This window comes from Sulfurimonas hydrogeniphila (genome assembly GCF_009068765.1).
Classification (GTDB): Bacteria; Campylobacterota; Campylobacteria; order Campylobacterales; family Sulfurimonadaceae; genus Sulfurimonas; species Sulfurimonas hydrogeniphila.
In genome coordinates, this window is sequence record NZ_CP035534.1 from 723,766 (window position 1) to 749,504 (window position 25,739).

Consider the following 25,739-nt stretch of genomic DNA (forward strand, 5'->3'; position numbering starts at 1 on the left):
AAAACCTAATAAAAGTGTTATAATAAGCCAAATAAAATTCTTCAAACAAGGCTGTACAGAGTATGAAAACACATCTGATAATCATTGGAAATAAATTTGTTTATAACAAATCGTTACAGGAATATATTTTGCGGGATATTGAAAAAAACAGTGGTTTTATAGATAATATAACTTATTTTAAGGACAGTGACAACTCCTTTTTTCTTTATCTTGAAGAAGAACTCCATGCATCCAACCGGGTTATTATCGTTACATGTAAACAAAACTTTTCAACTGTCGGAAAAGTGATATGTACTGCAACCAGTGATAATCAGATTTTAAAAGAGGGGATGCTCATACCGCAGAAAGCTTCATTGTTTGCAGAACGTTCCTATCTTTTGGAATTTCAAAGCTCTTTGATAAATGTAGTACAGATGGATGAAGGACAAAAAATGCCCGAATTGCTTTTGAAAAATGAAGAGATACGGGCAACCATACATATATTTGAAGAAGACAAATCCACTATAGTGACAATTTTGACTCCAATCGCACAAACATATGAAGTCAATATTGATGTAACACAGGAGGTGCAAGGGTGGCACAGAGTAGATGTGACGAGTAACAAGTACGGGGATATTACCAAATTTATTCATGCAGCAAAAAACCTGTTGCCTAAAAAGCTTATTGCATCATCAAATATTATTGAGTATATCATAGAAAAACTTTCACATTCAGGAAAAAAAATAACATTTGCCGAGAGTTGCACAGGAGGACTGCTCAGTTACTTTTTTACAAAACACAACGGCGCATCAAAAATTTTAGAGGGAGGCTTGGTAACTTATTCCAATACACTCAAAGAAAACTGGTTGGCAGTTGATCATGCCATACTTGAAGAAAACGGTGCAGTCAGTGCCGAAGTTGTCAGAGAAATGAGTGAAGGTGCACTCAATGTCAGTGGAGCAGATTATGCTTTGGCAGTAAGCGGAATCGCCGGAGACACAGGAGGTACACAATTTAAACCGGTCGGTACGGTGTATATAGGTGTACGAAGTAAAACACAACACACTGAGAAGCATCTGCATTTTCACGGTGACAGGAATTATGTGCAGGAACAGAGTGCCCTTATGGCAGTAAAAATGTTGCTTTTGCTTGATAAAGAGACTTTTTTCTAAATTTAGGAGAAAATATCTTGACAATTAAAATCTATTTGTCTATAATTTCGACCTCTTAACAATAAGAGGCAAATGTCTTGTTAGCTCAGCTGGTAGAGCACGTCACTTTTAATGATGTGGCCGATGGTTCGAATCCATCACAGGACACCATTTATTTTATTGAATGGGCGCTTAGCTCAGTTGGTAGAGCGCTACCCTTACAAGGTAGATGTCACTGGTTCGAGTCCAGTAGTGCCCACCATTTTTTGATTATTTGCACTCAAATTTTTAGTTCACGTACTTAAGTGCGCTTCACTAAAAACTTAAGCACAACTAATGCAAAAAACAAGTTTTTTCTTTCTTTAAAAAAGAAAATGTGACAATTTTTTATAAAATTCTTGATTTTTGTTTTAATCAAGGCAGGCTCTAGAGTGAAAGAGGAGCATAGTTATACTATGTGACGATTGAGCGAAAGGTTCTAACGCCGAGTAAAGCAAAAAGCATAATTTTAGGTTGCGGTGGTAGTTCAGTTGGTTAGAATACCTGCCTGTCACGCAGGGGGTCGTGGGTTCGAGCCCCATTCACCGCGCCATATGTTTTAATAACCTTGTTATTGAAGAAAGTGACCCTTTCGTCTAGTGGCCAAGGACACTATCACTTCATGGTAGTAACAGAGGTTCAAATCCTTTAGGGGTCGCCATTTTAATTGGTGTTTGAAACATAATTTTGGGCGCTTAGCTCAGTTGGTAGAGCGCTACCCTTACAAGGTAGATGTCACTGGTTCGAGTCCAGTAGTGCCCACCATTTTTTGATTATTTGCACTCAAATTTTTAGTTCACGTACTTGAGTACGCTTCACTAAAAACTTAAGCACAACTAATGCAAAAAACAAGTTTTTTCTTTCTTTAAAAAAGAAAATGTGACAATTTTTTATAAAATTCTTGATTTTTGTTTTAATCAAGGCAGGTTCTAGAGTGAAAGAGGAGCATAGTTATACTATGTGACGATTGAGCGAAAGGTTCTAACGCCGAGTAAAGCAAAAAGCATAATTTTAGGTTGCGGTGGTAGTTCAGTTGGTTAGAATACCTGCCTGTCACGCAGGGGGTCGTGGGTTCGAGCCCCATCCACCGCGCCATTCTCTTTTCATTCATTCAGTATACTTATTCAATCATCAAATTCTGTTTTCACATCATCTATTCAAATGTATATTAATACTGTTACGTTAAACAGTTTTTTCGGAGCCCGTACTTCACTGCGGTGGCATTGAGACTCAATTAGTCCGGACTGACAGTACTGAGAAAGTCAGTTGTAATGTGTGCAACATCCCCGGGTGAGAGTTTTTCTATGTTTATGGTTCTGTTCTGTTTTCCCAAAGCACCGTAGACTTGAATATCTGTCTTGTTGAAAAGTGCCAAAACTTTTGCACCTGAAGCGACTGCAAGATGCATAGGTCCTGTGTCCGCACTGACATACAGATCACATGCCTGAAAAAACGCCCCTAAAACTCTTAAATCTTTGTTGGCATATTCCAAAACTTTTTCGTTGAGTTTTGTAGGAATATCGGGTGAAAGGATATCTATGATAACAATATTCTCATCAAGTTTAAGGAGTGTATCTACCCATTCATTCCACCATTCATCACTTATTTTTTTGTCAAATCTTGCATTTCTGAAGATGGCTATAACCTTTGTATCGGTATCAATGTTGTTTACATGTAACAGTGAAAGCAAGTCTTGCTTTGCCTTTTCTTTCTCCTCTTGTGTCGGTTTTATATCAAGCGTTGGCATTTTTTTGGGAAAATCAATTTTGAAAAACCGTAAAAATTCCAGACTTTCAAGTCCCATATGCCTGTAGGTCTTTAAGCCTCTTTCTTGAATATGTGTGAAATTTGCCCAGAGTTTGTCACTTGCGAAGCTGGCTTTGTATTTTGCTCTTGTGAGTGCCGTGACGATTTGGGCACTGGTGGAACCACCGGAAATATTTAACGCAATATCATACTGTTTTGTTCTGGCCTGTTTGATATAGGCAAACATTTCAAGCGGATGCAAAAGCAGTTTTCGGGGGATGTCTATGACTTTGTCAACATTTGGCAGAGGTTCAAGAATTTTTCCGGCAAGTTTCATACCGACAATGATGTCTATTTTGGCATTTGGCATCTCTTTTGAAAGTTCGTTGATAAGAGGCGTTAAAAAAAGCAGGTTCCCTATTCGGTAATTTGGCCGTATTATGACAATGCTTTTGATGCGCTCTTTGTCAATATATTGAGCAGGCTGTGATTTGTGAGAAAATAAAGAAAGCACACCATTGAGAATACTCGAGAGTTTTTTTCTTAGGGTTACATGTAAAGGATATTTCATAGGAATCTTTGTTTTTTTTGTGTAATTATAGCCAATTAACATTTATATAGGATAGTTAGTGTAAAATGTCATATTAACTTAACGGAGTGCATTTGAAAGAGATTGTTAAACGGTTTTGGCCTTATATAAAAGAGTATAAACTCTACTATTTGCTTGTCATTTTTGGTGGGTTGCTCATTCTTGTGTCAACTGTGGGAACTGCACAGATTATGAAGCCAATGATGGATGATATGTTCATTAAAAAAGACAAGACAATGCTCTACATTATTCCTCTTGGGCTTATTGCCATTTATGTGACAAAAGCGATTGGAAAGTATATTCAGACAATTTTCATGGAGTACATCGGACAGAGTATTGTGACCCGTTTTCGTGAAATACTTTTAGACAAAATGATTCATCTTGATATGGCATTTTTGTATGCAAACCGGAGCGGAGAGCTTATTTCTCGTGTGACAAATGACATAGGCCGAATTCAGTATTTTGTTTCAAATATGCTTCCTGATATGTTTCGTGACCTTTTAACGGTTATTGCACTCGTGGGGTACATTGTCTATCTCAACCCTTTACTCTCTTTTTATACACTTATTGTTGTGCCTTTGATTATTTACCCTTTGATGCTTATTGCCAAAAAACTCAAAAAATATTCACACCGTTCCCAGAGTAAAAATGCCGATTTGGTATCGCGTTTGACAGAAGTTTTTAACAACAGTGAAATCATTAAAGCCAATGCAACAGAAAAATTTGAAGTCTCCCGTTTCAGTGTAGAAAACTGGAACTTTTTCAAGATAAATATGAAAGCCATTTATGTCGGTGCCCTTGTTTCGCCTATTATGGAGATCATAGCAGTTTCAGGACTTGCCATGGTCGTGTATGTCGGGGGTAAAGAGGTTTTTGACGGTAAAATGACTGTTGGTGAGTTTACAGCATTTATCACGGCAGTAGGACTTGTATTTGAACCGATTCGCAAACTTGGCGGAACCTATTCGAAAATTCAGGATGCGCTTGCGGCAAGTGAGCGTGTTTTTGAAATCATAGACAAAGAAAACAGTGTCGTCGAGGGTACAAAAGAGCTCAAAGAGGATATTAGGAAAATTGAATACAAAAATGTTGTTTTGCAGTATGAAAATATCAATATATTAGATGGTATTACTTTGACAATCAACCAAGGAGAGCATATTGCTCTTGTAGGGGACAGTGGCGGGGGCAAATCTACTTTTATGAATATGCTTTTGCGTTTTTATGATCCCGACAGCGGAGAGATTCTCATTAACGGCATCAATATCAAAGAATTCAAGCAAAAGTCACTCAAACATCATATTGCACTTGTTTCACAGCGTATCTACATTTTTCAAGACACCCTGGCTGCCAATGTTGCCTACGGTGAAGAAAGTATAGATGAGGCAAAAGTCATAGAAGCTCTGAAACTGGCGGATGCCTATGATTTTGTGATGCAGCTTGAAGAGGGTATCTATACTATGATGAGTGAAGCAGGGGCAAATCTTTCAGGTGGGCAGAGACAACGCATTGCCATTGCCAGAGCAATATACAAACATGCTTCACTGCTGCTTTTTGATGAAGCAACATCGGCACTGGACAATGAGAGTGAAAAACGTATACAAAAAGCACTTGATGCTTACACGAAAGATAAAATCACACTGACAATCGCACACCGTCTCTCTACAATTGAGCATGCTGACAAAATTTTGGTACTGCAAAAAGGGCTTATAGTGGCGAGCGGTACACATAAAGAGCTTTTAGAGTGTTCCGCTGTGTATCAAAGACTGGCGGGAGAACTGAAAAAATAGTCTGTGAGACTATACAAAGCTTTTTGTCCCACCTTTGTCATACATATCTTTGTATCGGAATGTGATGAGATTTTGCATGATGGCAAACAGTATCATAAAATTTAAAAAACTGCTGCCTCCGTAGGAAAACATAGGCAGAGGTACGCCGACTACAGGGGCATAGCCTATAGTCATGGCAATGTTGACACCCATATATATGAAAATCATAAAAGAGATAGCGACAGTTACAACTTTAATATAGTAGTCATTGTTAAATATACTCAGACTCAAAAGATGCAGGATGAGCATAGCATAGAGTAAAATGAGTGCTAACGCTCCTAAAAAGCCGGTTCGCTCAACAACAAAGGCAAAAATAAAATCACTTGTGGCGATAGGCAAAAATTTCATCTGTGTCTGTGTCGCATTCTCTTTGTCTTTTCCTGTCCATCCGCCAGAGCCTATAGCGATGATAGACTGCTGTACGTGATACGATGGTTTTTCACTTAAAAAATCTGTAATTCTCTCTTTTTGATAATCATGCAGCATAAATTTATAGGCAAGCGGGGACAGAATCAAAATTCCTGCAACAATAGTGGCTATTATTTTCCAATAAACACCTACATAAAACAAAACGCTATAGCCTATAAGCAGTAAAACAAGGGCTGTACCCAAATCCGGTTCTTTTGCAATAAGAACAAAAGGGAGCAGTATGTAAAAGCTTATGCGTAAAAAATCTTTGAGTCTGTAGCCTTGTTGAGGAGGAGGATTTTTATGTATAAGATAGGCAAGCATTAAAATAAGCGCAGGTTTTACAAATTCTGAGGGCTGTATGGTGGCATTGATGAAGGGTATTTCTATCCACCTTTGGGCTCCAAGGCGTGAGTGTCCGAAAAGTTCTACTGCAAAAAGCAGGGCAATATTGCCCCAGTATATAAAAGGGATAAGCCAGCTCATCCGTCTGATAGGCAATAAAAATACAACCAAAAAAGCCAAAAGTGCAACACCGACATAGGCAAGCTGTTTTTCAGCAAGAGCAGGGACAGCTTCACCGATGAGCCAATGAGACATAATTATCAAAGGAATGATAAGAATGATGGAAAAAAAGTCAAATTGTGATAAAATACTCTTATCAAATCTCCACAAATTTGTAACTCCAAAATAAAATTATTATGATTGTATCATAAAGGCTGTAAAGAATGATAAACACACAAGAATACAAATGCGTAAATCCTGAACGACTGGATACTTTTTTGACTGCACAGATAGGACAGACCCGTTCGCAGATAGCAGGACTGATCAAACATGAATGTGTCTTTGTAGATGGAAAAAAAGTTCCCCGTCCGGGTGTAAAACTTAAATCAGGACAGACAGTCAGGGTAGAATTTCCTGAGGCGAAAGAGGAAAAAGCACTTGATGTAGATTTTGATGTTGAAATTTTATATGAAGATGATGACGTTCTGGTCATAAACAAGCCAAGCGGCGTGACAGTTCATCCTGCACCGAGTGTCAAAGAAGCAACACTGGTTGACTGGCTCAAGCACAAAGGTATCAGACTTTCTACTATAAGCGGGGAAGAGCGTCACGGTATCGTGCATCGTCTGGATAAAGGAACGAGTGGCACAATGGTTGTTGCCAAAAACAATGCTGCCCATGAATTTTTGTCAAAACAGTTGCAGGACAAAAGTATGGGGCGTTACTATATAGCTGTCATAGTGCCTCCTCTAAAAGAAGAAATTACCACAATAGAATCAAACATAGGCAGAAGTGCCCATAACCGTTTGAAAATGGCATCCGGACTGGAACATGCAAAGTATGCAAAAACGATGTTTAAACATCTGGCTTTGAGTGAAGATGAACAGACACAGCTTATAGCCTGTAAGCTTTTTACCGGAAGAACCCATCAGATAAGGGTACACCTTGAGAGTATGAACCGTCATATTTTGGGGGATCATATCTATGGATTGAGCCCAAAACAGGAGAACTCGGAACGTATTTTGCTGCATGCCTATATGATTTACTTTATTCATCCTTCAACAAAAGAAAAGTTAACTTTTCAAGCAGAGTTTGATGCTATAATGCGAGAAACAATTTATAAAAAATTTGATACGGAGATTTTAAATGAAGTTATTGAGCCTGAGTACATTATGCGCAGTTTCACTGCTGATTCTTAGTGGCTGTCAGGGAATAAGCCCGCTGCCAAAGAAAAAAGTTGCTATAGACTCTACGCTGCCTGTTGTAATGCTTACAAAAAATGGAATCATGCGTGATATGAAAACGGTAGCCTTTGAATGGAAAAGTATAAAAGATCCGCGTGTAAACGGTATTTATGTCTATAAAAGAATTCTAGGGAAAAAAGCCACAAAAGAACTGGATTATTATGACCGTATAGACAATAGATTTAAAACACATTATCTTGATACAAAGAATGAACCGGGTACAAAATACAGTTATGCTTTCAGGGTGGTTTCCAAAGATGCCCAGGGCAAACTCAGTAAAGTATATAATGTCAGCACTCTCCCTGTCCTGGAATCTGTAGCCTGGATACACTCCATTGCCGGACTTCCTCGAAGTGCGAAAATTATATGGAGACCGCATGAAAATCAACGGGTTGCATCCTATATAATTGAACGCCAGAGTGTTGAAGATGAATCATTTAAAAAAATTGCAATACTGAAAGGGCGCTTGAATGCCGAGTATATTGATGAAGGTTTAAAAGACAATGCCGTATATCTGTACAGAATTCGGGTAAAGACCTATGATGGAATTATTTCAAAACCTTCACAGATTGTAAAATCTGTAACAAAGGCACTGCCAAAAGGTGTAGAACATATAAGTGCAAGCAAAAATTTGCCAAAAATGATAAAAATCAGCTGGTCTGCTTCAAAACAAAAAGATTTTCATCAATACTATTTATACAGAGGCGAAGACATAGACAGCTCTTTTGAACTGATAGCCAAACTGTATAACAACAGCTTTACAGATCATATTAACAAAGACGGGCAGGTTTATTTTTACAGAGTCAGTGTTGTGGATAAAGACGGGCTTGAAAGCGAACATGATAAAAATACCGTTATGGGGATGACACTGCCAAAGCCTGATGCTCCTGTTATTACCTCAATACAGCTTACTGATTCAGGAGTAGAACTTTCCTGGAAAACTGCAGACGCAAGAATCAAATCTTATGAAATTGTCAGAAAGCGCCAGATAGGCTGGTTTAAAGAGACAAAAAAAGAGTATAAGAATATTCATACAAACAGGTTTATTGATACAAACATTGCTGCAGACAGTATGTATGCATATACTGTTTACGGTATAGATGAAAACGGTATAGTTTCAAAACCGAGTACTGAAGTCAAAATAAAAGTTGGTGCATTTACCAAGGTGGTAGATGGAGAAAAGAGTTCGCCGGTGAAAGAGGTTCCTGTCAAAACTTACACAAAGGATACAGACAGCACACAAGAGAAAGTGACTCCTGTAAAAGATTTAGATTTAAACGAGATTTAATGCCACATTTACATATAGAAAAATTTAAACAAATTGATTTTCCAAAGCTTTGTGATGAGGTGAGTTTTAATTTTATTGCATCAAATGTTTTGCATGCCGATGAAAAACTCATTGCAACAACTGTAGAAGGTGAAGATTTTTTTCTTTTGGTTAAAGAAGAAGAGAACAGAAGCCTGCTCAAAACTGACAAGCTTACGCGTCCCGCTTCCATACACAATGTACATAAAGCACTTTTGGCATATGCAAAAGCTGCAGGGTTACATGTAATCGCTTCAAATGTACCCCAGGCACCGAAGAATATACATCTGCAGGAAGTAACGGCACTCAAAAAAATAGAATATTTTGCCAATGAATTTCCACAGGACAAAGAGGTCCGCATTGAAGTAGGCTTTGGCTCTGGACGGCATTTGCTGCATCAGGCAGCAAAGAATCCTGATGTGCTCTTTATAGGTTTGGAGATTCATCGTCCTTCCATAGAACAGGTACTCAAACAGAGCGTTATACAGAAGCTGGATAATTTACTTGTGCTTGATTATGATGCGAGGCTTTTTATGGAGCTTGTTCCTTCAAATATCGTCGGGGCTATTTATGTGCATTTTCCTGTTCCGTGGGATAAAAAACCGCATCGCAGAGTTATTTCAACTTCTTTTATCCAAGAGGCCCGTCGTGTATTGAAAGTTGGCGGGACTTTGGAGCTTAGAACAGACAGTGAAAACTATTATGTGTACTCTTATGAAACCTTTATAGCATTTGACAAAACAACACTGCAAATTAATAAAAACAAAGATATAGCCATCAGTTCAAAATATGAAGACAGATGGAAAAGACAAGAAAAAAACATTTATGATGTGACAATGATAAATGATGAGTTTTCTCAGGAATTGGCTATTGAAGGTGACTTTACTTTTACAAAACCCGGCTTGAGTGTGGAAGAAATCATTGCACTGCATAATAAGACTTTTCGTTTTGAAGGCGGTTTTATACATTTTGAACGTGTATACAGACTCAAAGAAGGGGTTATGCTGCGTTTGTCAATGGGGAGTTTTGACAGACCGGAACATTTGTATCTTATTATCAATAATGAAGAAGTTTTTTACTATCCAGAGTACCCATTAAAATCACGCAGTAATCTCAAAGCACACAAAGAACTGAACAAGGTGTTACATGGATAAAGTTATTATTGCTCAAAACCTTTCTCTTGCTTATTCCAAAGATGAAACCATTATAAACAAAGCAAATTTTTCTATAGACTCGGGAAGTTTTGTTTTTATAACCGGAGCAAGCGGTAGCGGAAAATCAACACTGTTAAAGTCACTCTATGGTGCGCTCAAACCCATAGAGGGAAGTCTTGTTGTCGGAGGTGTTGAACTCAAGGGTGTTTCAAATGCAAAGCTGAATTTTTTGCGAAAGCATCTCGGCATTGTTTTTCAGGACTATAAACTTGTAAAAGAGTGGACGATAGAAAAGAATATCATGCTGCCGCTGATTATAAACGGCTATGAAAAAAGTATCACACAGAGTCAGGTTGACTCTCTGCTTAAGCATGTAAGACTGCAGCATCAAGTGGGGAAGTATCCTTTGGAACTCAGCGGCGGAGAGCAACAGCGTGTAGCCATGGCAAGAGCCTTGGCACATAATCCGATTTTGATACTTGCCGATGAGCCGACAGGTAATCTTGATGATTACTCTTCACAGCTGATCTGGAATCTTTTAGAAGGTGCAAATGAGCAGCTTAAAACTACTGTTATTGTGGTAACACACCATATTCCTGAAACAATGAAGGTTGATTACAAGCACTATCATATAGAATTCGGAGAGGTACATGAAGTCATTTAAAAACCATATCTCTCTTGTTATTGCTCTTGTGAGTATACTTTTTTCATTGCAGATTTTTACTATAGTAGACAGATCTATCAATGCCTATAAAGAGAATCTGGCAAACAACTATTCACTTGTGGTCGTCAGTCAAAAAACATTGCAGCCAAAAGAGTTGACGGATAAGATAACAGCACTCTCTTCTGTCGAACAGCTTTCTCCTGATGAGATTATAAAAAAACTCAATACCGGGATAAGCAAAAAAAATATAGAACTGTTGAAAATAACATTGCCAAAATTTTATAAATTTAAATTAAAAAGGTATCCGACACCTGTTGAGTTGCAAAAAATAAAAAAAGAGCTTTTAGCATACCCGTATATTACAAAAGTGGAAACTTTTTCAAATACACATGACACAACCTATAAACTGCTGCTGCTTTTTAAAAATGTCATATCTGTTTTGGCTGTATCTATTTTGCTTGTTACGATACTTTTAATATTTAAAGAACTTCGCATATGGCAGTTCAAACACAATGAAAGAATGAATATAATGGGATTGTTCGGTGCGCCTACATGGTTGCGTTCAGCAGTTTTGTTTCGGCTTTCCATTGTTGATGCATTTATAGCCTTTGGTATTTCATTTGTAGCTTTTTCCTATTTTGCCTCAAGTCCGTGGGTAAAAGAACAGTTTGTAAACATAGGCATATCTGTTGTGATTTTTGACAAAGTGTATGATTCACTGATTATGCTTGGTGTTTCTATAACAGTCTCTATTTTACTGGCAGGTTTTATAGTTTTAGGGCATAAAGAAGAGGTCTGATGAGAGCTGTATTATTTTTTTTACTCTTTATATGCAGCAGTGCTGTATTCGGATCAACAGCAATAGATAAAAAAATAAACAAAACAAGTTCTGCGCTGCAGTCTTATACGAAGAACTATTCTGTACTTAATGCGAAAATGGCACAGACGGCCAAAGCTATCATCAAACAAAAAACAGAGTTGGCAAAAAAAACGCGTTATCTCAAACAGTTGGAAAAAGAACTCTCTCTCAAAGAGAGCAGTCACAGTGAGAATATACAACAGTTGAAAATTTTAAAAAAATCCCAGGAAGCACTTCAAAAAAAACGACAAAAACTCGAAGAGGATCTGATTTTTGTTATAGCCAAAACTGTCTCTTTATCAGTTGTTCTGGAAAAAGAGTATCCTGAAAACGAAGAAGCCATCATGGAGTTTGAAGTTTTAAAAGCTATGCTGAAAGCTTCAAAAGACAAAGCAAAACTTTTAAGCAGAAAATTTTTTGAAAATGAAAAAAATATAGATTTAATCAGTTTACATGTAAGTTCACTCGAAGTGGCAATCGCAAATATAGATCAAAAAAGAAAAGAAGTAATCCGAAGAAAAAAAGAGAACAAAAAAGCGTTAAAAAAACTGACTTTGGCAAAAGAGTCCTACAAAAAAGAGTTAAAAAGTCTTATCAGAAGGCAAAATGCTTTAAAAAGGACTCTTTCTAAGCTTAATCTTATAAAAATAGATGAAATTAAAAGAGCAAAAGAAGAAAAGATGAGAAAACTGGCTTTTGCAAAACGTCAGAACAAACTTGGAAAGAACCTGCCAAAAGTAAAAAAACATGGCAGCAGTTATCAGGCAATAAAGACAATCAGGTACAGAGGACGAAAAACGATTGCTCCGCTTAATGCGTATACAATTACAAAAAAATACGGTACCTATACAGATCCTATTTACGGTATAAAGATATTTAATGAGTCTATCTCTTTGAAACCAAAATATCCTAATGCAAAAGTAAAAACTGTTTTCAACGGTAAAGTGATTTATGCGGCAAAGACAGCGGTTTTAGACAATATTGTGATTGTCGAACACAAAAACGGACTCCATACGATTTATGCAAATCTTTCACAGATAGCACCAAATGTCAAAAAAGGGAAAAAGATTGCCAAAGGTGCAACAATCGGCAGGGTTAAAGATGAACTTGTTTTTGAAGTCACACAAAAAACAAATCATATTAATCCGATACGTTTATTTCAATAGATTTTGATATAATTGCAAAAATAAAAAACAGAGAAAAAATATGAACTTTATTCAAACACGCGGCGTAGATAAGAAAAAGCCGCAAACGGTTACCTTTTCGGAAGCAATATTGAGTCCTATAGCATCTTTTGGCGGTTTATATGTCCCGCAAAATCTTCCTGCTCTCGGAGAAGAATTTTTACAAAAGCATTTGAACTCTTCTTATAAAGAACTTGCAGCAGATATGTTGGATCGTTTTGAAATAGATATAGCAAAAGAAGTGATTGATGAGGCACTGAGTCTGTATGACAAATTTGATGATGCATCCAATCCTGTCCCTGTTGTAAAAGTCAAAGAAAACCTCTATATCAGTGAACTGTATCACGGGCCTACTCGCGCATTTAAAGATATGGCACTGCAACCCTTTGGTGTAGTTCTTTCTTCTATCGCACAGAGATTAAATGAAAATTATTTGATTTTGGCTGCAACAAGCGGAGATACCGGTCCTGCGGCACTTGAAACTTTTAAAAACAAAGCAAATGTAAAAGTTGCATGTCTCTACCCGGATGGCGGAACAAGTGATGTGCAGCGTCTGCAGATGGTGACAGAAGATGCACCAAACCTAAAAGTCATCGGGATAAACGGTGTTTTTGATGATGCACAAAGCGCTTTAAAACGTTTACTGGCTTCACAAAGTTTCAAGAATGCATTGCAAAAAAAAGATATGAAACTCTCAGCAGCAAATTCAGTCAATTTTGGACGTATAATATTTCAGATTATTTATCATATTCACTCTTATCTGGAGCTGGTTCGTCAAAATGCAGTCACAATGGGTGAAAAAGTGTATCTGAACGTCCCAAGCGGGAACTTTGGAAATGCTCTTGGGGGATATTATGCCTGGAAAATGGGTCTGCCTGTTGAAAAAATCATTATTTCATCGAATGAAAACAATGTGCTTACGCGTCTGATTCGTGACGGGAAATATGATTTGAGAAATTGTGAAGTTATCGGTACGACATCACCTGCTATGGATATTTTAAAGTCATCAAATGTTGAAAGAGTTTTGTTCGATCTGTTTGGAGAAGACAGAACAAAAGAGTTAATGCAAAATCTTGAAGAAAATAATTTCTATGAATTGACAGCGGATGAACTTACAAAGCTTCGTGAGTGTTTTGATGCTGATTTTTGTACAGGAGAAGAGGGTAAAAAATACATCAAAGAGACTTTTGAAAAATATAACTATTTGATGGATCCGCATACGGCTACATGTATGAAATCCTATGAAACATGTTCAAAACCTGAGATTAAGACTATTGCCTATTCGACAGCTGAGTGGACGAAATTTTCTCCGGTAATTGCAAATGCACTGACAGGAGAGATTGATATGAAAGATATTGATGCGTTAGAATCAATATCGAGAGTGGCAAATTTTGAAATTCCAAAGATGATACAAGAGTTGTTTACAAAACCGATAGTGCAAAAAACAGTGATAGAAAAAGAGGAAATAGAAGAAGAGATACTTAAATTTTTATAACATTTTCAAAAAGTGATAAATCATTATTATTAACAGTTTAAGTTGTCATTAACTATTAAAGATGTAAAATAACTTTAATAGGAAAAATTATGAATAAAACAACAACTGAGGATAAGTTAAAGCAGAAGCGGAATATGCTTTATTACAATCAGCTGATACTGAATGAAAGACGTGCAAAGTCTTTTCATGGAAGAAAAGCAAAAACAGCTAAAAAGCGTACAAGTTTTGGTTCTCAAAAAGTCGATTTTAAAGATTATCTGTTTATTCCCGAACAATGGGAATTCGTTGCATACATACTCTATTTTGTCGGTATCCCCTATACCGTTGGAGCTTTGTTTTTATTTTTATTTATAGCAAATGCAAATTGGGAAAGCTTTCAGTTACTGAATCTCAATGCATTTCCTGTAGTTTGGCTGATAGGGTATGAAATAGTCTCTGTCTGTCTGTTGATCTGGATTATGATTCTGTATTTAACCTATGAAGCAGAAGACGGGTATTAAAGCAGCCCAGCCTTACAGCTTCACTGCTTTTTTATAGGCTTCTTCTATTGCTTGGATGCAGGCATTGCGAACATTTCCTTTTTCGAGTGCAGCATATCCTGCTGCTGTTGTTCCTCCCGGGCTCATGACACCATCTTTAAGCAGTGCAGGGTGTATTTCCTGGATAAGCTCTCCAAAACCGTCAAACAAACCACGCATAATAGCCATGGCATCTTCGCGTTTGAGTCCCTGTTTGACTGCTCCGTCGCTTAAAGATTCTGCAATAAGTGCAAGATAAGCAGGACCGCTGCCGGCAAGAGCTGTTGCTATGTCTATTTCTTTCTCGTTTGCCAGCCATCTTGTTGATCCGATAGAATTAAAAAGCGTTTGTGCTTCTTCTTTATAGGCGGTATCTCCTGTAAGTGTTGTCATGGATTTTCCAACACTCGCCGCAAGGTTTGGCATAGCTCTTACAACTGCAGATGTGTTAAAATGATCTTTGAGTTTTTGAATGCCTGTTCCTGCCAAAACCGAATAGAGTATCTCTGCTCTGCCTTGCAGTTTTTTTGACACTTCTTCTACATTTGCCGGCTTTACACACAGGAGAATATTTTTATCTTCAATATTAAAATTATCAAGAAGAGATTTCTTTACATGTAAACCGAGTTTTTCTTCAAAACTGTCTAACTTTTTACGGTCTCTTCCAACTACTTCTATTTTGTAACTGTTTTTTAAACCTTTGGCAATGCTGAGTGCCATATTGCCATTTCCGATAAATGTAATTGTTTTCATACAAGTCCTAAATGTTTTATGGTAGTATAACATTATTAAAATAAAGTCTAAAAAATGGGTGAGGATATGGAACAATTTTTAAAAGAAGCAAAGACTGCGAGTAGAGTATTTAACAGTTTGAGCGGACGTGATAAAAACAAAATACTACATGAAATGGCAAATGCTTTACGTGCCAATACTATGGATCTTATAGAAGCAAATGCTATTGATATGCTTGAAGGTGAGAAGAACAAATTAAGTTCTGCATTGATGGACAGACTTTTTTTGGACGAGGAGAGAATAGAGTCCATGGCAAAGGCTGTAGAAGAGATAGCTGCACTCAAAGAACCGGTAGGACGCGTACTTGACGGGTGGTTGACTGAAGATGGGCTGAAAATAGAAAAAGTGAGTATTCCTATTGGGGTTATCGGTATTATTTATGAATCACGCCCTAATGTTACGAGTGATACAGCTGCTCTTTGTTTTAAGAGCTCAAATGTTTGTGTCCTTAAAGGCGGCAAAGAAGCAGAACGCTCAAACAAAGCAATCGCAAAAGTTTTAAAAGCAGTCTTGGAAAATCATGATTTGCCGACATCTCTTATATCTTTGATTCCGGACAGTTCCCGTGAAGGTGTGGCCAAACTTATCAAAATGGATAAATATGTAGATCTGATTATTCCTCGCGGAGGAGCAGGGCTTATAAAATTTGTCAGTGAAAATGCAACGGTAAGTGTTGTCAAACATGACAAAGGGCAGTGTCATACCTATATAGACAAGGACGCAAATATTGAGAGCGCTGTAAAAATTGCATTGAATGCAAAAGTACAACGACCGGGTGTCTGTAATGCTATGGAGACACTGTTGGTAGACAAAACAATAGCAAAAGAGGTACTTCCTCTTTTAAAAGAGGCGTTTGACAATGCAAATACACAATTAAAGGGCTGTGTGCAAACTCAGGAAATAATCAGTGTTGCAGAGGCGACAGATGCCGATTATGATACTGAGTATTTGGCAAATATTTTAAATTTGAAGGTTGTTGAGGGTGTCAACGGGGCGATTGAGCATATAGTACGTTTCGGCTCAGGACACTCGGAAGCTATTGTTACTGAAAATATCACTACAGCAGAAAAATTTTTAAACAACATTGATGCAGCGGCAGTTTATGTCAATGCCTCTACCCGTTTTACAGACGGAGGCGCTTTTGGCTTTGGTGCAGAAGTGGGAATCAGTACAAACAAACTCCATGCAAGAGGGCCTATGGGAATAGAAGGGTTGACAACGTATAAATATAAAATTTACGGAAGCGGGCAGATAAGATGATGTTGACAATTGACGAATTAAAAAGTATTGTTTTTTTTGAAAATCTCAATGAAAAAGAGTTGAAACTGTTACTTTCAATCACAAGAAAGAGAAGTTTTTCTCAAGGTGAAATTCTTTTTTATGAAAAAGACAAAGCACAGCATCTTACGATGGTGCTTGAAGGTGTTGTGAAAATTTATAAAATAGATCCAAAAAACAATGAAATTATTCTGCATCGGTTTAGACCAAAAAGCATGGTGGCCGAAATGGCGGTTTTTGAAGGTATTCCTTATCCTGCTTCTGCTGCTTTTGAAAGTGACGGGAGTGTTTTAGAGATAGACTTTGAAAAATTCAAAGAGTATTTTCTTGGAAATCAAGATATCTCTTTGGCTCTTTTTAAATCACTGACCCAAAAAATCAAGCATCTTGACAATGTGATAGCCTTGAATGTTGTTCTGGACTCAACGGCAAGAGTTGCAAAATATATTTGTGAAAATGACGAGGCACTGAAGATGAAAAACAATCAGCTTGCACAATATCTGCACATGACTCCCGAGACACTCTCGAGAATACTGAAGAAATTTACAAAGTTAGGGTTTGTAAAAAAAGAGGCAAGTTCATACAAAATTACAAACAAAGAGGCATTAACCATCCTTTTTGAGTGATTTTTCTCTTTTTATTGATATTGGTCAACCTGTTATTACGCTTTCTTGATTACAATCATGAAATCTTATAAGTAAAAGGATTGATAATGTCACATATACCCAATGAAGCTGAAAAAATAGTTGTTGACGGTGCTACCGTTGATTTTTATAAATTGCAAAAAGATGGAGAAAGTACCTATTATTTTGATACATCAAAAGAGGGGCCGCCACACCCAATGGTAAATGCAATGGCAGGCTTGGCTCTTATAAAAGGAACTAATGACACTTTGGTGATGATAAACCATAAAGCACCGGGAGGACTTTTTGCAAAACTTGAAGATGATGTGAAGTATGATATACAAGAGCTGGATGACGGTTTGGTAAAAGTTGTTTTTTCATATAACAAAGATGCTGCAAGTGAATCTGATTTGACACAGACAAGTTGCGGCGGTTGAGTTGAGTAATGGTAAAAATATCGCAGGACTTTGCACCGCCGTTTAAACTGATAGCTCCTTTTTTCCTGATAGGGAGCCTGTTTTATTTTTTTGCATCAGTCTATCTTTTTTCATTTGATGCTGCAAATCTCTCTTTTGTCAACCCGGATATGATGGCATTTGTGCATCTGTTTTTATTGGGTTTTGTCATGATGGTGATTTTTGGTGCAATGGCACAACTGGTTCCGGTTGTTCTTGAAGTCGGACACTTTGGTGTAGAACTTTTTTATGCAATTTGGCCGTTGCTGCTCACGGGTACACTGCTCATGGTGTTCGGATTTTTGTATTTTCCCGCGCTGCTGCCTTACGGCGGTGTGACTGTATTGATATCTATGCTGATATTTGTAGGCGAAATTTTTTTAACAATATTTAAAGTCAAAAAATTAACTTTGGTGATGAGCAGTCTGCTCATTTCAAATACTTTTTTGTTTTTCGGAATAATTTTTGGGCTTTTAATGGCACTCTCTTATGCCGGAACAGTTTCTTTGGATATTGCATCCTTGCTGAAGGCCCATGTCTATGCGGTTTTAGGCGGTTACATTGCGATAACCGTTATGGGACTCTCTATTGTGCTTGTTCCTATGTTTACGCTCTCACACAGCTTTTCTTTGAAACCGTTAAAGATTTCTTTGATTATGATGAGTATGGCTGTTGTGAGTGTTGTCATATCTTCATTTTTTAAGATAGATATACTGGCCTATACCGGCTATGCTTTGGCAGCTGTTTCGATGATCGTCTATTTCTATCTTATCTATATAATTTACAGTACAAGACCAAGAAAAGAGAACGATATCTATGCGGTCTCTTTGATGTTCTCTTATATTTCCATGTTGGTTTCCATTGTGATTGTCGTGTTTTATTTTCTGACACAAAAAGAGGAATTTTTACTGGCCTCTATGTGGCTGTTCTTTTTTGGATTTTTTGCTTTTTTGATTACAGGGCATATTTACAAAATAATTCCGTTTTTGGTCTGGTTTGAAAAGTTTTCACCATTGGTAGGGAAACAGAAGGTTCCGATGCTGGCAGATATGGTACCGTACAAAAGTTCGCAGGCTCAGTTTGTATTTTGTGCAGTCGGTGTTGTTTTGATTACCATCGCAATACTTACAAAAGGTGATGCATTGCTGCATGCCGGTGCTTCTTTTCTTTTTATAGGAACATTGGCATTTATCAGAAATGTATTTTATATGATAAATTTTAAAGCATAAAATTTTAGAAGAGGAGAATTACATGTATACAAAAGATGAATTATTTCAGGCAATTTCAACGGTTATAGATCCGGAAGTAGGTTTTAATCTTGTGGAAATGGGTCTTATCTATGATGCCAGTTGTGATGAAGAGGGGAATGCTAAAGTAGTCATGACGCTTTCAACAAAGGCCTGTCCTATGCATCAGATGATTTTGCAATGGGTAAAAGAAGCAGTAGAAAAACTGCCAAATGTAAAAAGTGCTGATGTAGAAGTTGTCTGGGAACCGCAGTGGAATATTTCCATGGCTGATGAAAATGTCAAAAAAGCACTGGGTGCTGCCTGATTGTATGAGCCTACTCTTGAGGCTCATGTTTTAAATAACTGTTTTTTATCAGTATCATTTCATATACCGAAACTTTTGGCATCGCTTCGTCTATAAGTCGGTCTGTATCTTTATATTTACCCTGCATTCTTTTTATATCATCATAGGCTTTCGGCTTGACTTCACTTGTTGCAACAGAAATAACAGCAGCCCATATAAGAATAATGGCAATCCATACTATTTTTTTAGCACCGGCATACACGCCTAAAAAATGAAAGATAATTGTCAGAACAATTCCAATACTCAACAAAAATGTCAAACTCATAAATGTATCCTTTCTCCTTCTGGGGTAATTGTAATATTTGCATCTTTAAACATCTGATCTCCAAAATCTTTGACACCCAGGGTTCCCAGCAGCATTAAAATGACAACTAAAAACAAAAAAATGACAGCCATACCATATCTTTTGAATCTACTTATCATTTTCAGTCTCATCTTTTGGGGCAATAGGTGAATAGTCTACGCATCTTGCCGTATGAAAATCTCTGATAAAATCAGGATTTTTGAAGTAATCACCATCAAGTCTCCATCCAAGCTTTTTTGAAATCAAAACAGATTGTGAAATGGTTCTTCTCATTTTGTTTTCACAGATAACAGTCTTGCCTTCATTAAAGATTTCTTTGACACCCTGCATTCTTTTGGTAGTTACAAAATAATGAATACCTATCATAATGGCAAATATGGCAAATATACCAGACATTCCTTTTTTAAAGGCACCTTTTGGCATAAAATCCCTTGTTGTGACAAAGGCGGTAATGGCCAAAAAAATATTCCTATTACAATATATGCAATTTCCAGCTCAAAAAATCTTTCCATTATATTTCTCCTTTATGCAACTGTAGCATGTTTTTTTTCCCATTCGGCAAATTTGGGTGTGAAATACTCAATTCTTACCTTTTTAAACTCTTTTGATGAGTACAGAGGCATGTAGTCTTTTGATTCTATCTCCTGTGCCATCTCCGCAATCATGGCATTTGTCTCTTGGGTCGTTTTTCCGTGGACCATTGTAAAGAGATTATAGGGCCAGTTTTTGTATTTTGGACGCAGGTAGCAGTGACTTACGGCAGAAAAAGCCGCTGCCTTTGCACCTATGGCATCGCCGAGTGTTTCATCAATATCCCAGACAACCATGGCATTTGCATTAAAACCTGCTTTTCTGTGGTTTAAAATGGAAGCAAACCGTCTCATGACACCGGCTTTCTGCAACTCCTGCAGGGTATTGAAAAAGGTTTCGTAGTCTATATCAAGATCATTGATGATATCAGCAAACGGTTCGCTGACAAAGTCAATGTCATACTGTACTCTCTGAATAATTTTATGGTGTAAAGGTGTCAGTTCTATATCTTTATGGACAACCTTTTTTACCTCTTCTTTTTTTTCGTCTTTTCCTGTCGTATTGAGTTTGACATTGATCTTAAAAAGCTTCAGGGTAGGCAGAACAATATAATCATCTGCCTCTGCAAGGCTGGCAAGCGTTTGTATTGTTTTTTCTAAACCCAAAACAGAATCAGGTGCAACTGCCATGGTAAACCAGATGTTAAAATCATGGTTTCTTTCGTAGTTATGCGAAACACCGGGATGGGCATTGATAATCTTTACGGCACTGTTGATTTTTTCTTCGGGAATTTTAAACGCAACCAGAGATGATTTGTACCCCAGGCGTTTTGTGTCAAATATGGCGGAAGTCTGACGTATGATATTTGCTTTTTTTTCTGCTTGCAATATCTCTAAAACTTCATCTTCTCGCATACCCAACTCATCAGCAATCACCTCAAAAGGTTTTTGTACCAACGGAAACTTTTTCTGTATTCTTGAAAGTATCTCTTGTTTCATCTGTATTACTTTATATTAATTTTTAGCATAATGATTGTATCTATCTTTATCTAAATTTAAATTGATATTTGTCAAGAACTTTATGTCTGTATATGTTATGATTAGATTACAAAAACTTAAGTAAGGGTATTTGGAATGGCTTATTTTCCGGCATTTTTAAAATTAGACGGTAAAAAAATTCTTATAGTAGGTGGCGGAAATGTTGCGTATGAAAAGTTGGAACATCTTCTTGATTTTACAAAAGACATATATATCATTGCAAATGAATTTTCACAAGAGATGCTGCAACGTATACAGGAAGAAAATCTTGTGTATGAAAAGCGTAAGTACAGAAAAGGTGATATACGGGAGTTTGCTGTTGTAGTGGTTGCTGTGGACAGTATTGCACTGCAGGCGGAGATATTTGAGGAGTCCAAGCAGTACAATTGTTTGTGTAATGCTGTGGACTCAGTGGCCTATTGTGATTTTATTTTTCCTTCGTATGTAAAAAAAGAGGATCTGATTATTGCAATATCAACTTCAGGTGCTTCTCCTGCAATGGCAAAACATTTAAGAAAGTATCTGCAAAAGATGATTCCAGGTGGAATTTCGAAGTTTTTGCAGGAGATGAAAAAACTGCGTAAAAGTTTGCCCAAAGGAAAAGAGAGAATGAAAATGCTTGATGAAAAAGCAAAAAAATATATAGAAAATTGGAGTCAGTAATGAATGCTAAAAAAGGATTGTTTTTAGGGATGTTGTTTGCATTTTTTGCACTTGGGTTTATAGCGATACAAAAAGCTACCCCGGATACAAAGCCGCACAGAATTTACAAAGAGATTAAAGTCTACAGTCCGTATAAGTTTGAAAAAACAATCGGGGGTCTTGCCATTGTAGATACAAGAACAGGGACCAAAGAGAAACCGGATGCGGCAGATTCATTGTACCGTATGGATGAACTGGACCAGAAGTGGGGAAAAAAACATTTGAAAGTTATCGGAAATGATGTTGTCGTCCTTGGTGATGCAAATCAAACAGTGAGAAAAATCTATATAGAGACAAAAGAAGAAAGAGACTGGCTGAAAAAGTTTTTTGGTATCTAATCTTATATTCGTTTTATAAAGGGAGTGCATTATGCTACGTTTGACTTTCCTGGCAATTTTTATTATTGTTGTATGGATAGAACTGCTCCCTTATATAATCCCAAACAAACCAAAAGAAATTTACAGTGATGAGAAACTTCGGGAAATTGCCTTAAGCAGAGGTATGTCTCCTATACCAAAAGAGTATAGCGGCTTTTTAAAACTGCTTGATTCCAAAGAGAACCCGATAACAAAAGAGAAAGTTGCCTTGGGCAAAAGTTTGTATTTTGACAAAATACTTTCTCAGGACACATCAGTCAGTTGTGCTTCTTGTCATATGTTGGGTGAAAATCCGCACAATAAAAAGCAGTTTTTAGATGACCTGACTCATCCGCAGGCCAAAACTGACTGTATGGTATGCCATATAAAAGATCAAAGCGGCAGTGACAGACTTGCAACTGCTATTGGTACAGAAGGAAAAACCTCTCCCAATCATTTAAATACCCCTACAATCCTAAATTCTGCTTTGGCAAAATACAGAATGTGGGACGGGTCTGCAACAACTTCAAAATCTGCTATTGCTCCGATGATACATGGCAAATATACAATGAATTTATCAACGCAAGAGGTCGAAGAAAGAGTCAAAAAAAACAATGCATATAAACAAAAGTTTGACAAAGTTTTTGAAGACGGAGTGACTTTTGAAAATGTGTGTAAGGCTTTGGATGTATATCAGAAAACGCTGCTTACCCGAAGTGCCTATGACAGATTTTTAGAGGGTGATGACTCTGCTATGAGTGAGGAGGCAAAAAGAGGTTTCAGAAATTTCATTCAGCTTGGATGTAAGGGATGCCATACCGGTATAACGGTCGGAGGACAGACAATTCAAAAGTTTCCGACACGCAATTATAATCATATCATAGATGTAACGGGAATTTTCAGCACAGAGTTTATCGGTCGTGATGTAGCTGCTTTTGATTTCAATATCAAACCCTACAGCAGATATCCATTTGAAAATAAAGGCGGCTTTTTGGGAAAAAATAATGAACAGCTTTTTCGGGTACCTGTTTTAAGAAATGTAACGAAAACATCTCCCTATTTTCATAACGGAGCCGTATTTGATTTACGGGAAGCTGTCCGTATTATGGGGAAATATCAGTTAAGCATGGAGTTAACAGAGATACAGATAGATGAAATCGTAGCATTTTTAAAGTCACTTGAAGGTGATGTTGTCGAGTATAAGGAACTGCAATGAAAATTTTATATATAAACCTTGATATTCTCTTTATGTTTGTCAGTGGAATTTTGCTGATGAACTATTTTTCGCTGCAATGGTCCTATTTTCGAGTGATAGAATTTCTTCACATTTTTGGTTCTGTAGTCCTTACACTGTTTTTTGTGCTTCCTTTTTTATATAAGCATATTTATGAGAGTATGATAATTATGAAACACAAAAGCAAAAGCGGATTGGCATTTGCTTTTGTGTTTGTGTTTTTGCTCGTCAGCGGAACGTACCTGTTCTTGATAGGCAACAGAGGCGGTGATATCTATGGTATTATCTCATACTATATACATCTTTATGGCTCTTTTGTCTTGCTGTTCTTTTTTGCACTGCATCTGAGAAAGTTTTTTGCAGTAAAAAAAATGACAGCTGTTCTTCCTCTCTTGCTGATATTCTTCCCAAACTATGCCTATTCAAGTTCAGAGAAACTGACAAATATCATCTTTACAGACGGTGCAAAACATCACCACAGCATAGACTGGACAAACTCCGTTACATGTAAGGCCTGCCATCCGGCTGTCTTTCAACAATGGGCGGATTCAAACCACAGGCATCTTGCCGATTCCAATCCATACTATATGGTGCTTGAAAATTTAGCCGAAATGGACAGAGGCAAAGAGTTCAGACAATGGTGTATGGGTTGCCACAATCCGAGTACCGTGAGTATGCATCAGGAAAGAACTACACATTTTATGCAAGACAATATTATGCCGGAACCGCTTTTTACCAAGGGATCAAAAAATCTGATAAATGAATTTGAAAAACATCCAAACAGACTTGAACAGGGTGTCTCCTGTATTGCATGCCACCGTATAACAGATGCAAAGCCGACGGGAAACAGTTCCTACAGTCTTAATCTTACAAAAAGAAAAAAATATCTGTATGAAGATGCACATTCAGATATGAAAGTCTGGATCACGCAGAAGCTTATCAATGCAAAGCCAAAGGTTCATAAACAGGAGTATATGAAACCTTTATACAAAAAAAGCGAGTATTGTGCTTCTTGTCATAATGAGTTTCTGCCGCATAGCGGGAAAAAAGTTGTCTCAACGTACGAACAGTGGAAAAAATCACCCTACAACAATCCGAAGAAGCCAAAGGAGCACAAAGAGTGTATCGACTGCCATATGACCTATTTGAAAAACGGAAAATTCTCTCCGCTTGAAGGCAGGTCAACTCTCGGGGGAAAACATAAAAAGGATATCAAAGTACACTATTTTGCAGGCGGAAACCATTTTCTTGCCGGCTTGAAAAACAAAGAGAATGAGTCACAGTCCATACAGCTTTTAAAAACATCGGCAAAACTGGATGTGAAACTTGACAAAGGGGTTTTGTCTGTAGGTGTAAAAAATGTGGGGGCTGGACACAAACTCCCGACAGGCGCGGCAGATTTTCGGGAACTCTGGCTTGATATAACAGTAAAAGACAAAAGCGGAAAAATTGTTTTTAGCAGCGGAAAACTGAATAAAGAGGGAGAGATTCAAAAAGGTTCTGTCATTTTCAACAAAGTATTTGGAGACAAAGAGGGCAAACCGGTAGGATTGTTTTTTTGGCGATATGAAAAACTGCTCAAAGATACAAGAATCCCTGCAGGCAAACGGGTTGTAGAAAAATTTTCATTGCAAAAAGAGCTGCAGTATCCTTTACATGTAAACATAAAGCTTAACTTTAGAATTTATCCGAAATGGGTGACAAATATTGTCAAAGCGGCATACCCGCAACTTCCGGATCCGCCGGTAATTACAATAGCAGATCTGGAAAAAGATTTTGATTAGACTTCTTGTATTGCTTTGTTTCTTTTTCATGGAGGGAGAATCATTTATACTTGAAAACTCTTACAGCAATGCCCATCAAAAAGCTGTTCAGGAAAATAAAATACTGATGGTCTATCTGACAAAAAAACACTCTGCTGCTTGCAATAAAGAGCTTTTTAAAATTATCAACAGCAAAAAAGTTTCATCGCTTATTGAAAAATATGCAGTTTTTGTTATAGTCTATCAAAAACAAAAAGAGAGTTTTCCTATAGAAATGCTCTATACTGTGCAATATCCAACGCTCTTTTTTCTTGACGAAAATGAGCTCTTTCGCTGCAAGGCATTGCGAGGACATATGAAACCCAGTGATATAGCCAGGTGTTTAAAGCAAAAGTAGATGTTTAC

The 25,739-nt window shown here is 37.3% G+C and carries 27 protein-coding genes and 6 tRNA genes; 26 read left to right on the forward strand and 7 right to left on the reverse strand.

Annotated features, from left to right (window positions below; translation table 11 throughout):
* Window positions 1-62: 62 nt before the first annotated feature.
* The 7 genes from ETP70_RS03820 (at window position 63) to ETP70_RS03850 (ending at window position 2,264) form a co-directional block, all read left to right on the forward strand.
* The gene (locus ETP70_RS03820; protein ID WP_151899936.1) at window positions 63-1,151 is read left to right on the forward strand and encodes a CinA family protein; all 1,089 of its coding nucleotides are present in this window, start codon (window positions 63-65) and stop codon (window positions 1,149-1,151) included.
* 74 nt (window positions 1,152-1,225) lie between these two features.
* A tRNA-Lys gene (locus ETP70_RS03825) sits at window positions 1,226-1,301 on the forward strand.
* 15 nt (window positions 1,302-1,316) lie between these two features.
* Window positions 1,317-1,392, forward strand: a tRNA-Val gene (locus ETP70_RS03830).
* 253 nt (window positions 1,393-1,645) lie between these two features.
* Window positions 1,646-1,722: transfer RNA gene (locus tag ETP70_RS03835), tRNA-Asp, on the forward strand.
* A 32-nt stretch (window positions 1,723-1,754) separates the two neighbouring features.
* Window positions 1,755-1,830, forward strand: a tRNA-Glu gene (locus ETP70_RS03840).
* A 28-nt stretch (window positions 1,831-1,858) separates the two neighbouring features.
* Window positions 1,859-1,934 (forward strand) — tRNA-Val (locus tag ETP70_RS03845).
* A 253-nt stretch (window positions 1,935-2,187) separates the two neighbouring features.
* A tRNA-Asp gene (locus ETP70_RS03850) sits at window positions 2,188-2,264 on the forward strand.
* Between the two features lie 139 nt (window positions 2,265-2,403).
* Here the strand turns inward: ETP70_RS03850 and ETP70_RS03855 are convergent.
* Entirely contained in the window at window positions 2,404-3,486 is a 1,083-nt protein-coding gene (locus ETP70_RS03855; protein WP_188110043.1) for a glycosyltransferase family 9 protein, read from the reverse strand.
* A gap of 92 nt (window positions 3,487-3,578) precedes the next feature.
* Between ETP70_RS03855 and ETP70_RS03860 the strand changes: the two genes are divergently transcribed.
* Entirely contained in the window at window positions 3,579-5,291 is a 1,713-nt protein-coding gene (locus tag ETP70_RS03860; protein WP_188110044.1) for an ABC transporter ATP-binding protein, read from the forward strand.
* Between the two features lie 9 nt (window positions 5,292-5,300).
* Here ETP70_RS03860 and ETP70_RS03865 read toward each other — a convergent pair whose 3' ends face one another.
* Window positions 5,301-6,413 carry an FtsW/RodA/SpoVE family cell cycle protein gene (locus tag ETP70_RS03865; RefSeq protein WP_151899939.1) on the reverse strand — a complete coding sequence of 371 codons (1,113 nt, stop codon included), beginning with the start codon at window positions 6,411-6,413 and terminating at the stop codon, window positions 5,301-5,303.
* A gap of 53 nt (window positions 6,414-6,466) precedes the next feature.
* Between ETP70_RS03865 and ETP70_RS03870 the strand changes: the two genes are divergently transcribed.
* The 8 genes from ETP70_RS03870 to ETP70_RS03905 all read left to right on the forward strand — a co-directional run bounded on the left by ETP70_RS03870 (window position 6,467) and on the right by ETP70_RS03905 (window position 14,648).
* On the forward strand, window positions 6,467-7,441 hold the full coding sequence (locus ETP70_RS03870) for an RluA family pseudouridine synthase (RefSeq protein WP_151899940.1): 975 nt from the start codon (window positions 6,467-6,469) through the stop codon (window positions 7,439-7,441).
* Window positions 7,389-8,774: a fibronectin type III domain-containing protein gene (locus tag ETP70_RS03875; RefSeq protein ID WP_151899941.1), complete on the forward strand. Its 1,386-nt coding sequence runs from the start codon at window positions 7,389-7,391 to the stop codon at window positions 8,772-8,774. The genes ETP70_RS03870 and ETP70_RS03875 overlap by 53 nt, the downstream gene beginning before the upstream one ends.
* Entirely contained in the window at window positions 8,774-9,946 is a 1,173-nt protein-coding gene (gene trmB / locus ETP70_RS03880; protein ID WP_151899942.1) for a tRNA (guanosine(46)-N7)-methyltransferase TrmB, read from the forward strand. The genes ETP70_RS03875 and trmB overlap by 1 nt, the downstream gene beginning before the upstream one ends.
* Window positions 9,939-10,610 (forward strand): cell division ATP-binding protein FtsE, encoded by a 672-nt coding sequence (locus tag ETP70_RS03885; protein WP_151899943.1) that lies wholly within the window; start codon window positions 9,939-9,941, stop codon window positions 10,608-10,610. The genes trmB and ETP70_RS03885 overlap by 8 nt, the downstream gene beginning before the upstream one ends.
* Window positions 10,597-11,409 carry a cell division protein FtsX gene (locus tag ETP70_RS03890; RefSeq protein ID WP_151899944.1) on the forward strand — a complete coding sequence of 271 codons (813 nt, stop codon included), beginning with the start codon at window positions 10,597-10,599 and terminating at the stop codon, window positions 11,407-11,409. Before ETP70_RS03885 ends, ETP70_RS03890 begins: the two co-directional genes overlap by 14 nt.
* Window positions 11,409-12,635 (forward strand): murein hydrolase activator EnvC family protein, encoded by a 1,227-nt coding sequence (locus tag ETP70_RS03895; protein ID WP_151899945.1) that lies wholly within the window; start codon window positions 11,409-11,411, stop codon window positions 12,633-12,635. Before ETP70_RS03890 ends, ETP70_RS03895 begins: the two co-directional genes overlap by 1 nt.
* 40 nt (window positions 12,636-12,675) lie before the next feature.
* Window positions 12,676-14,148 carry a threonine synthase gene (gene thrC, locus ETP70_RS03900; protein WP_151899946.1) on the forward strand — a complete coding sequence of 491 codons (1,473 nt, stop codon included), beginning with the start codon at window positions 12,676-12,678 and terminating at the stop codon, window positions 14,146-14,148.
* An 89-nt stretch (window positions 14,149-14,237) separates the two neighbouring features.
* Entirely contained in the window at window positions 14,238-14,648 is a 411-nt protein-coding gene (locus tag ETP70_RS03905; protein WP_151899947.1) for a hypothetical protein, read from the forward strand.
* 12 nt (window positions 14,649-14,660) lie between these two features.
* Here the strand turns inward: ETP70_RS03905 and ETP70_RS03910 are convergent, their stop codons facing one another.
* Window positions 14,661-15,419, reverse strand: a complete 759-nt coding sequence (locus ETP70_RS03910; RefSeq protein ID WP_151899948.1) for a pyrroline-5-carboxylate reductase — start codon at window positions 15,417-15,419, stop codon at window positions 14,661-14,663.
* A 66-nt stretch (window positions 15,420-15,485) separates the two neighbouring features.
* On the opposite strand from ETP70_RS03910, the gene ETP70_RS03915 reads away from it, so the two are divergent.
* The 5 genes from ETP70_RS03915 to ETP70_RS03935 all read left to right on the forward strand — a co-directional run bounded on the left by ETP70_RS03915 (window position 15,486) and on the right by ETP70_RS03935 (window position 19,368).
* Window positions 15,486-16,718, forward strand: a complete 1,233-nt coding sequence (locus ETP70_RS03915; RefSeq protein WP_151899949.1) for a glutamate-5-semialdehyde dehydrogenase — start codon at window positions 15,486-15,488, stop codon at window positions 16,716-16,718.
* Window positions 16,715-17,362, forward strand: a complete 648-nt coding sequence (locus tag ETP70_RS03920) for a Crp/Fnr family transcriptional regulator (protein ID WP_151899950.1) — start codon at window positions 16,715-16,717, stop codon at window positions 17,360-17,362. The genes ETP70_RS03915 and ETP70_RS03920 overlap by 4 nt, the downstream gene beginning before the upstream one ends.
* Window positions 17,363-17,448: 86 nt before the next feature.
* Complete coding sequence (locus tag ETP70_RS03925) at window positions 17,449-17,796, forward strand: hypothetical protein (protein WP_151899951.1); 348 nt, start codon at window positions 17,449-17,451, stop codon at window positions 17,794-17,796.
* Between the two features lie 8 nt (window positions 17,797-17,804).
* Window positions 17,805-19,043, forward strand: coding sequence for a hypothetical protein (locus ETP70_RS03930; RefSeq protein ID WP_151899952.1), 1,239 nt, complete (start codon window positions 17,805-17,807; stop codon window positions 19,041-19,043).
* A gap of 22 nt (window positions 19,044-19,065) precedes the next feature.
* Entirely contained in the window at window positions 19,066-19,368 is a 303-nt protein-coding gene (locus tag ETP70_RS03935; protein ID WP_151899953.1) for a metal-sulfur cluster assembly factor, read from the forward strand.
* A 10-nt stretch (window positions 19,369-19,378) separates the two neighbouring features.
* Here ETP70_RS03935 and ETP70_RS03940 read toward each other — a convergent pair whose 3' ends face one another.
* The 4 genes from ETP70_RS03940 to ahbA all read right to left on the reverse strand — a co-directional run bounded on the left by ETP70_RS03940 (window position 19,379) and on the right by ahbA (window position 21,240).
* Entirely contained in the window at window positions 19,379-19,672 is a 294-nt protein-coding gene (locus ETP70_RS03940; protein ID WP_151899954.1) for a hypothetical protein, read from the reverse strand.
* On the reverse strand, window positions 19,669-19,803 hold the full coding sequence (locus tag ETP70_RS12650) for a hypothetical protein (RefSeq protein WP_269138907.1): 135 nt from the start codon (window positions 19,801-19,803) through the stop codon (window positions 19,669-19,671). The genes ETP70_RS03940 and ETP70_RS12650 overlap by 4 nt, the downstream gene beginning before the upstream one ends.
* 16 nt (window positions 19,804-19,819) lie before the next feature.
* The gene (locus ETP70_RS03945; RefSeq protein WP_230973307.1) at window positions 19,820-20,134 is read right to left on the reverse strand and encodes a hypothetical protein; all 315 of its coding nucleotides are present in this window, start codon (window positions 20,132-20,134) and stop codon (window positions 19,820-19,822) included.
* Between the two features lie 101 nt (window positions 20,135-20,235).
* A complete protein-coding gene (gene ahbA / locus ETP70_RS03950) occupies window positions 20,236-21,240 on the reverse strand; it encodes a siroheme decarboxylase subunit alpha (RefSeq protein ID WP_151899955.1) in 1,005 nt (334 codons plus the stop codon).
* Window positions 21,241-21,375: 135 nt separating this feature from the next.
* Here ahbA and ETP70_RS03955 point away from each other — a divergent pair, with 135 nt between their 5' ends.
* Genes ETP70_RS03955 through ETP70_RS03975 form a run of 5 tightly spaced genes read left to right on the forward strand, consistent with a single transcriptional unit; the run spans window position 21,376 to window position 25,731 of the window.
* On the forward strand, window positions 21,376-21,942 hold the full coding sequence (locus tag ETP70_RS03955; RefSeq protein ID WP_151899956.1) for a precorrin-2 dehydrogenase/sirohydrochlorin ferrochelatase family protein: 567 nt from the start codon (window positions 21,376-21,378) through the stop codon (window positions 21,940-21,942).
* On the forward strand, window positions 21,942-22,319 hold the full coding sequence (locus ETP70_RS03960; protein WP_151899957.1) for a hypothetical protein: 378 nt from the start codon (window positions 21,942-21,944) through the stop codon (window positions 22,317-22,319). The genes ETP70_RS03955 and ETP70_RS03960 overlap by 1 nt, the downstream gene beginning before the upstream one ends.
* 31 nt (window positions 22,320-22,350) lie before the next feature.
* Window positions 22,351-23,553, forward strand: a complete 1,203-nt coding sequence (locus ETP70_RS03965) for a cytochrome-c peroxidase (RefSeq protein ID WP_151899958.1) — start codon at window positions 22,351-22,353, stop codon at window positions 23,551-23,553.
* Window positions 23,550-25,355 (forward strand): multiheme c-type cytochrome, encoded by a 1,806-nt coding sequence (locus ETP70_RS03970; RefSeq protein ID WP_151899959.1) that lies wholly within the window; start codon window positions 23,550-23,552, stop codon window positions 25,353-25,355. The genes ETP70_RS03965 and ETP70_RS03970 overlap by 4 nt, the downstream gene beginning before the upstream one ends.
* Entirely contained in the window at window positions 25,348-25,731 is a 384-nt protein-coding gene (locus ETP70_RS03975; RefSeq protein ID WP_151899960.1) for a thioredoxin family protein, read from the forward strand. Before ETP70_RS03970 ends, ETP70_RS03975 begins: the two co-directional genes overlap by 8 nt.
* The last annotated feature ends 8 nt before the right edge of the window (window positions 25,732-25,739 follow it).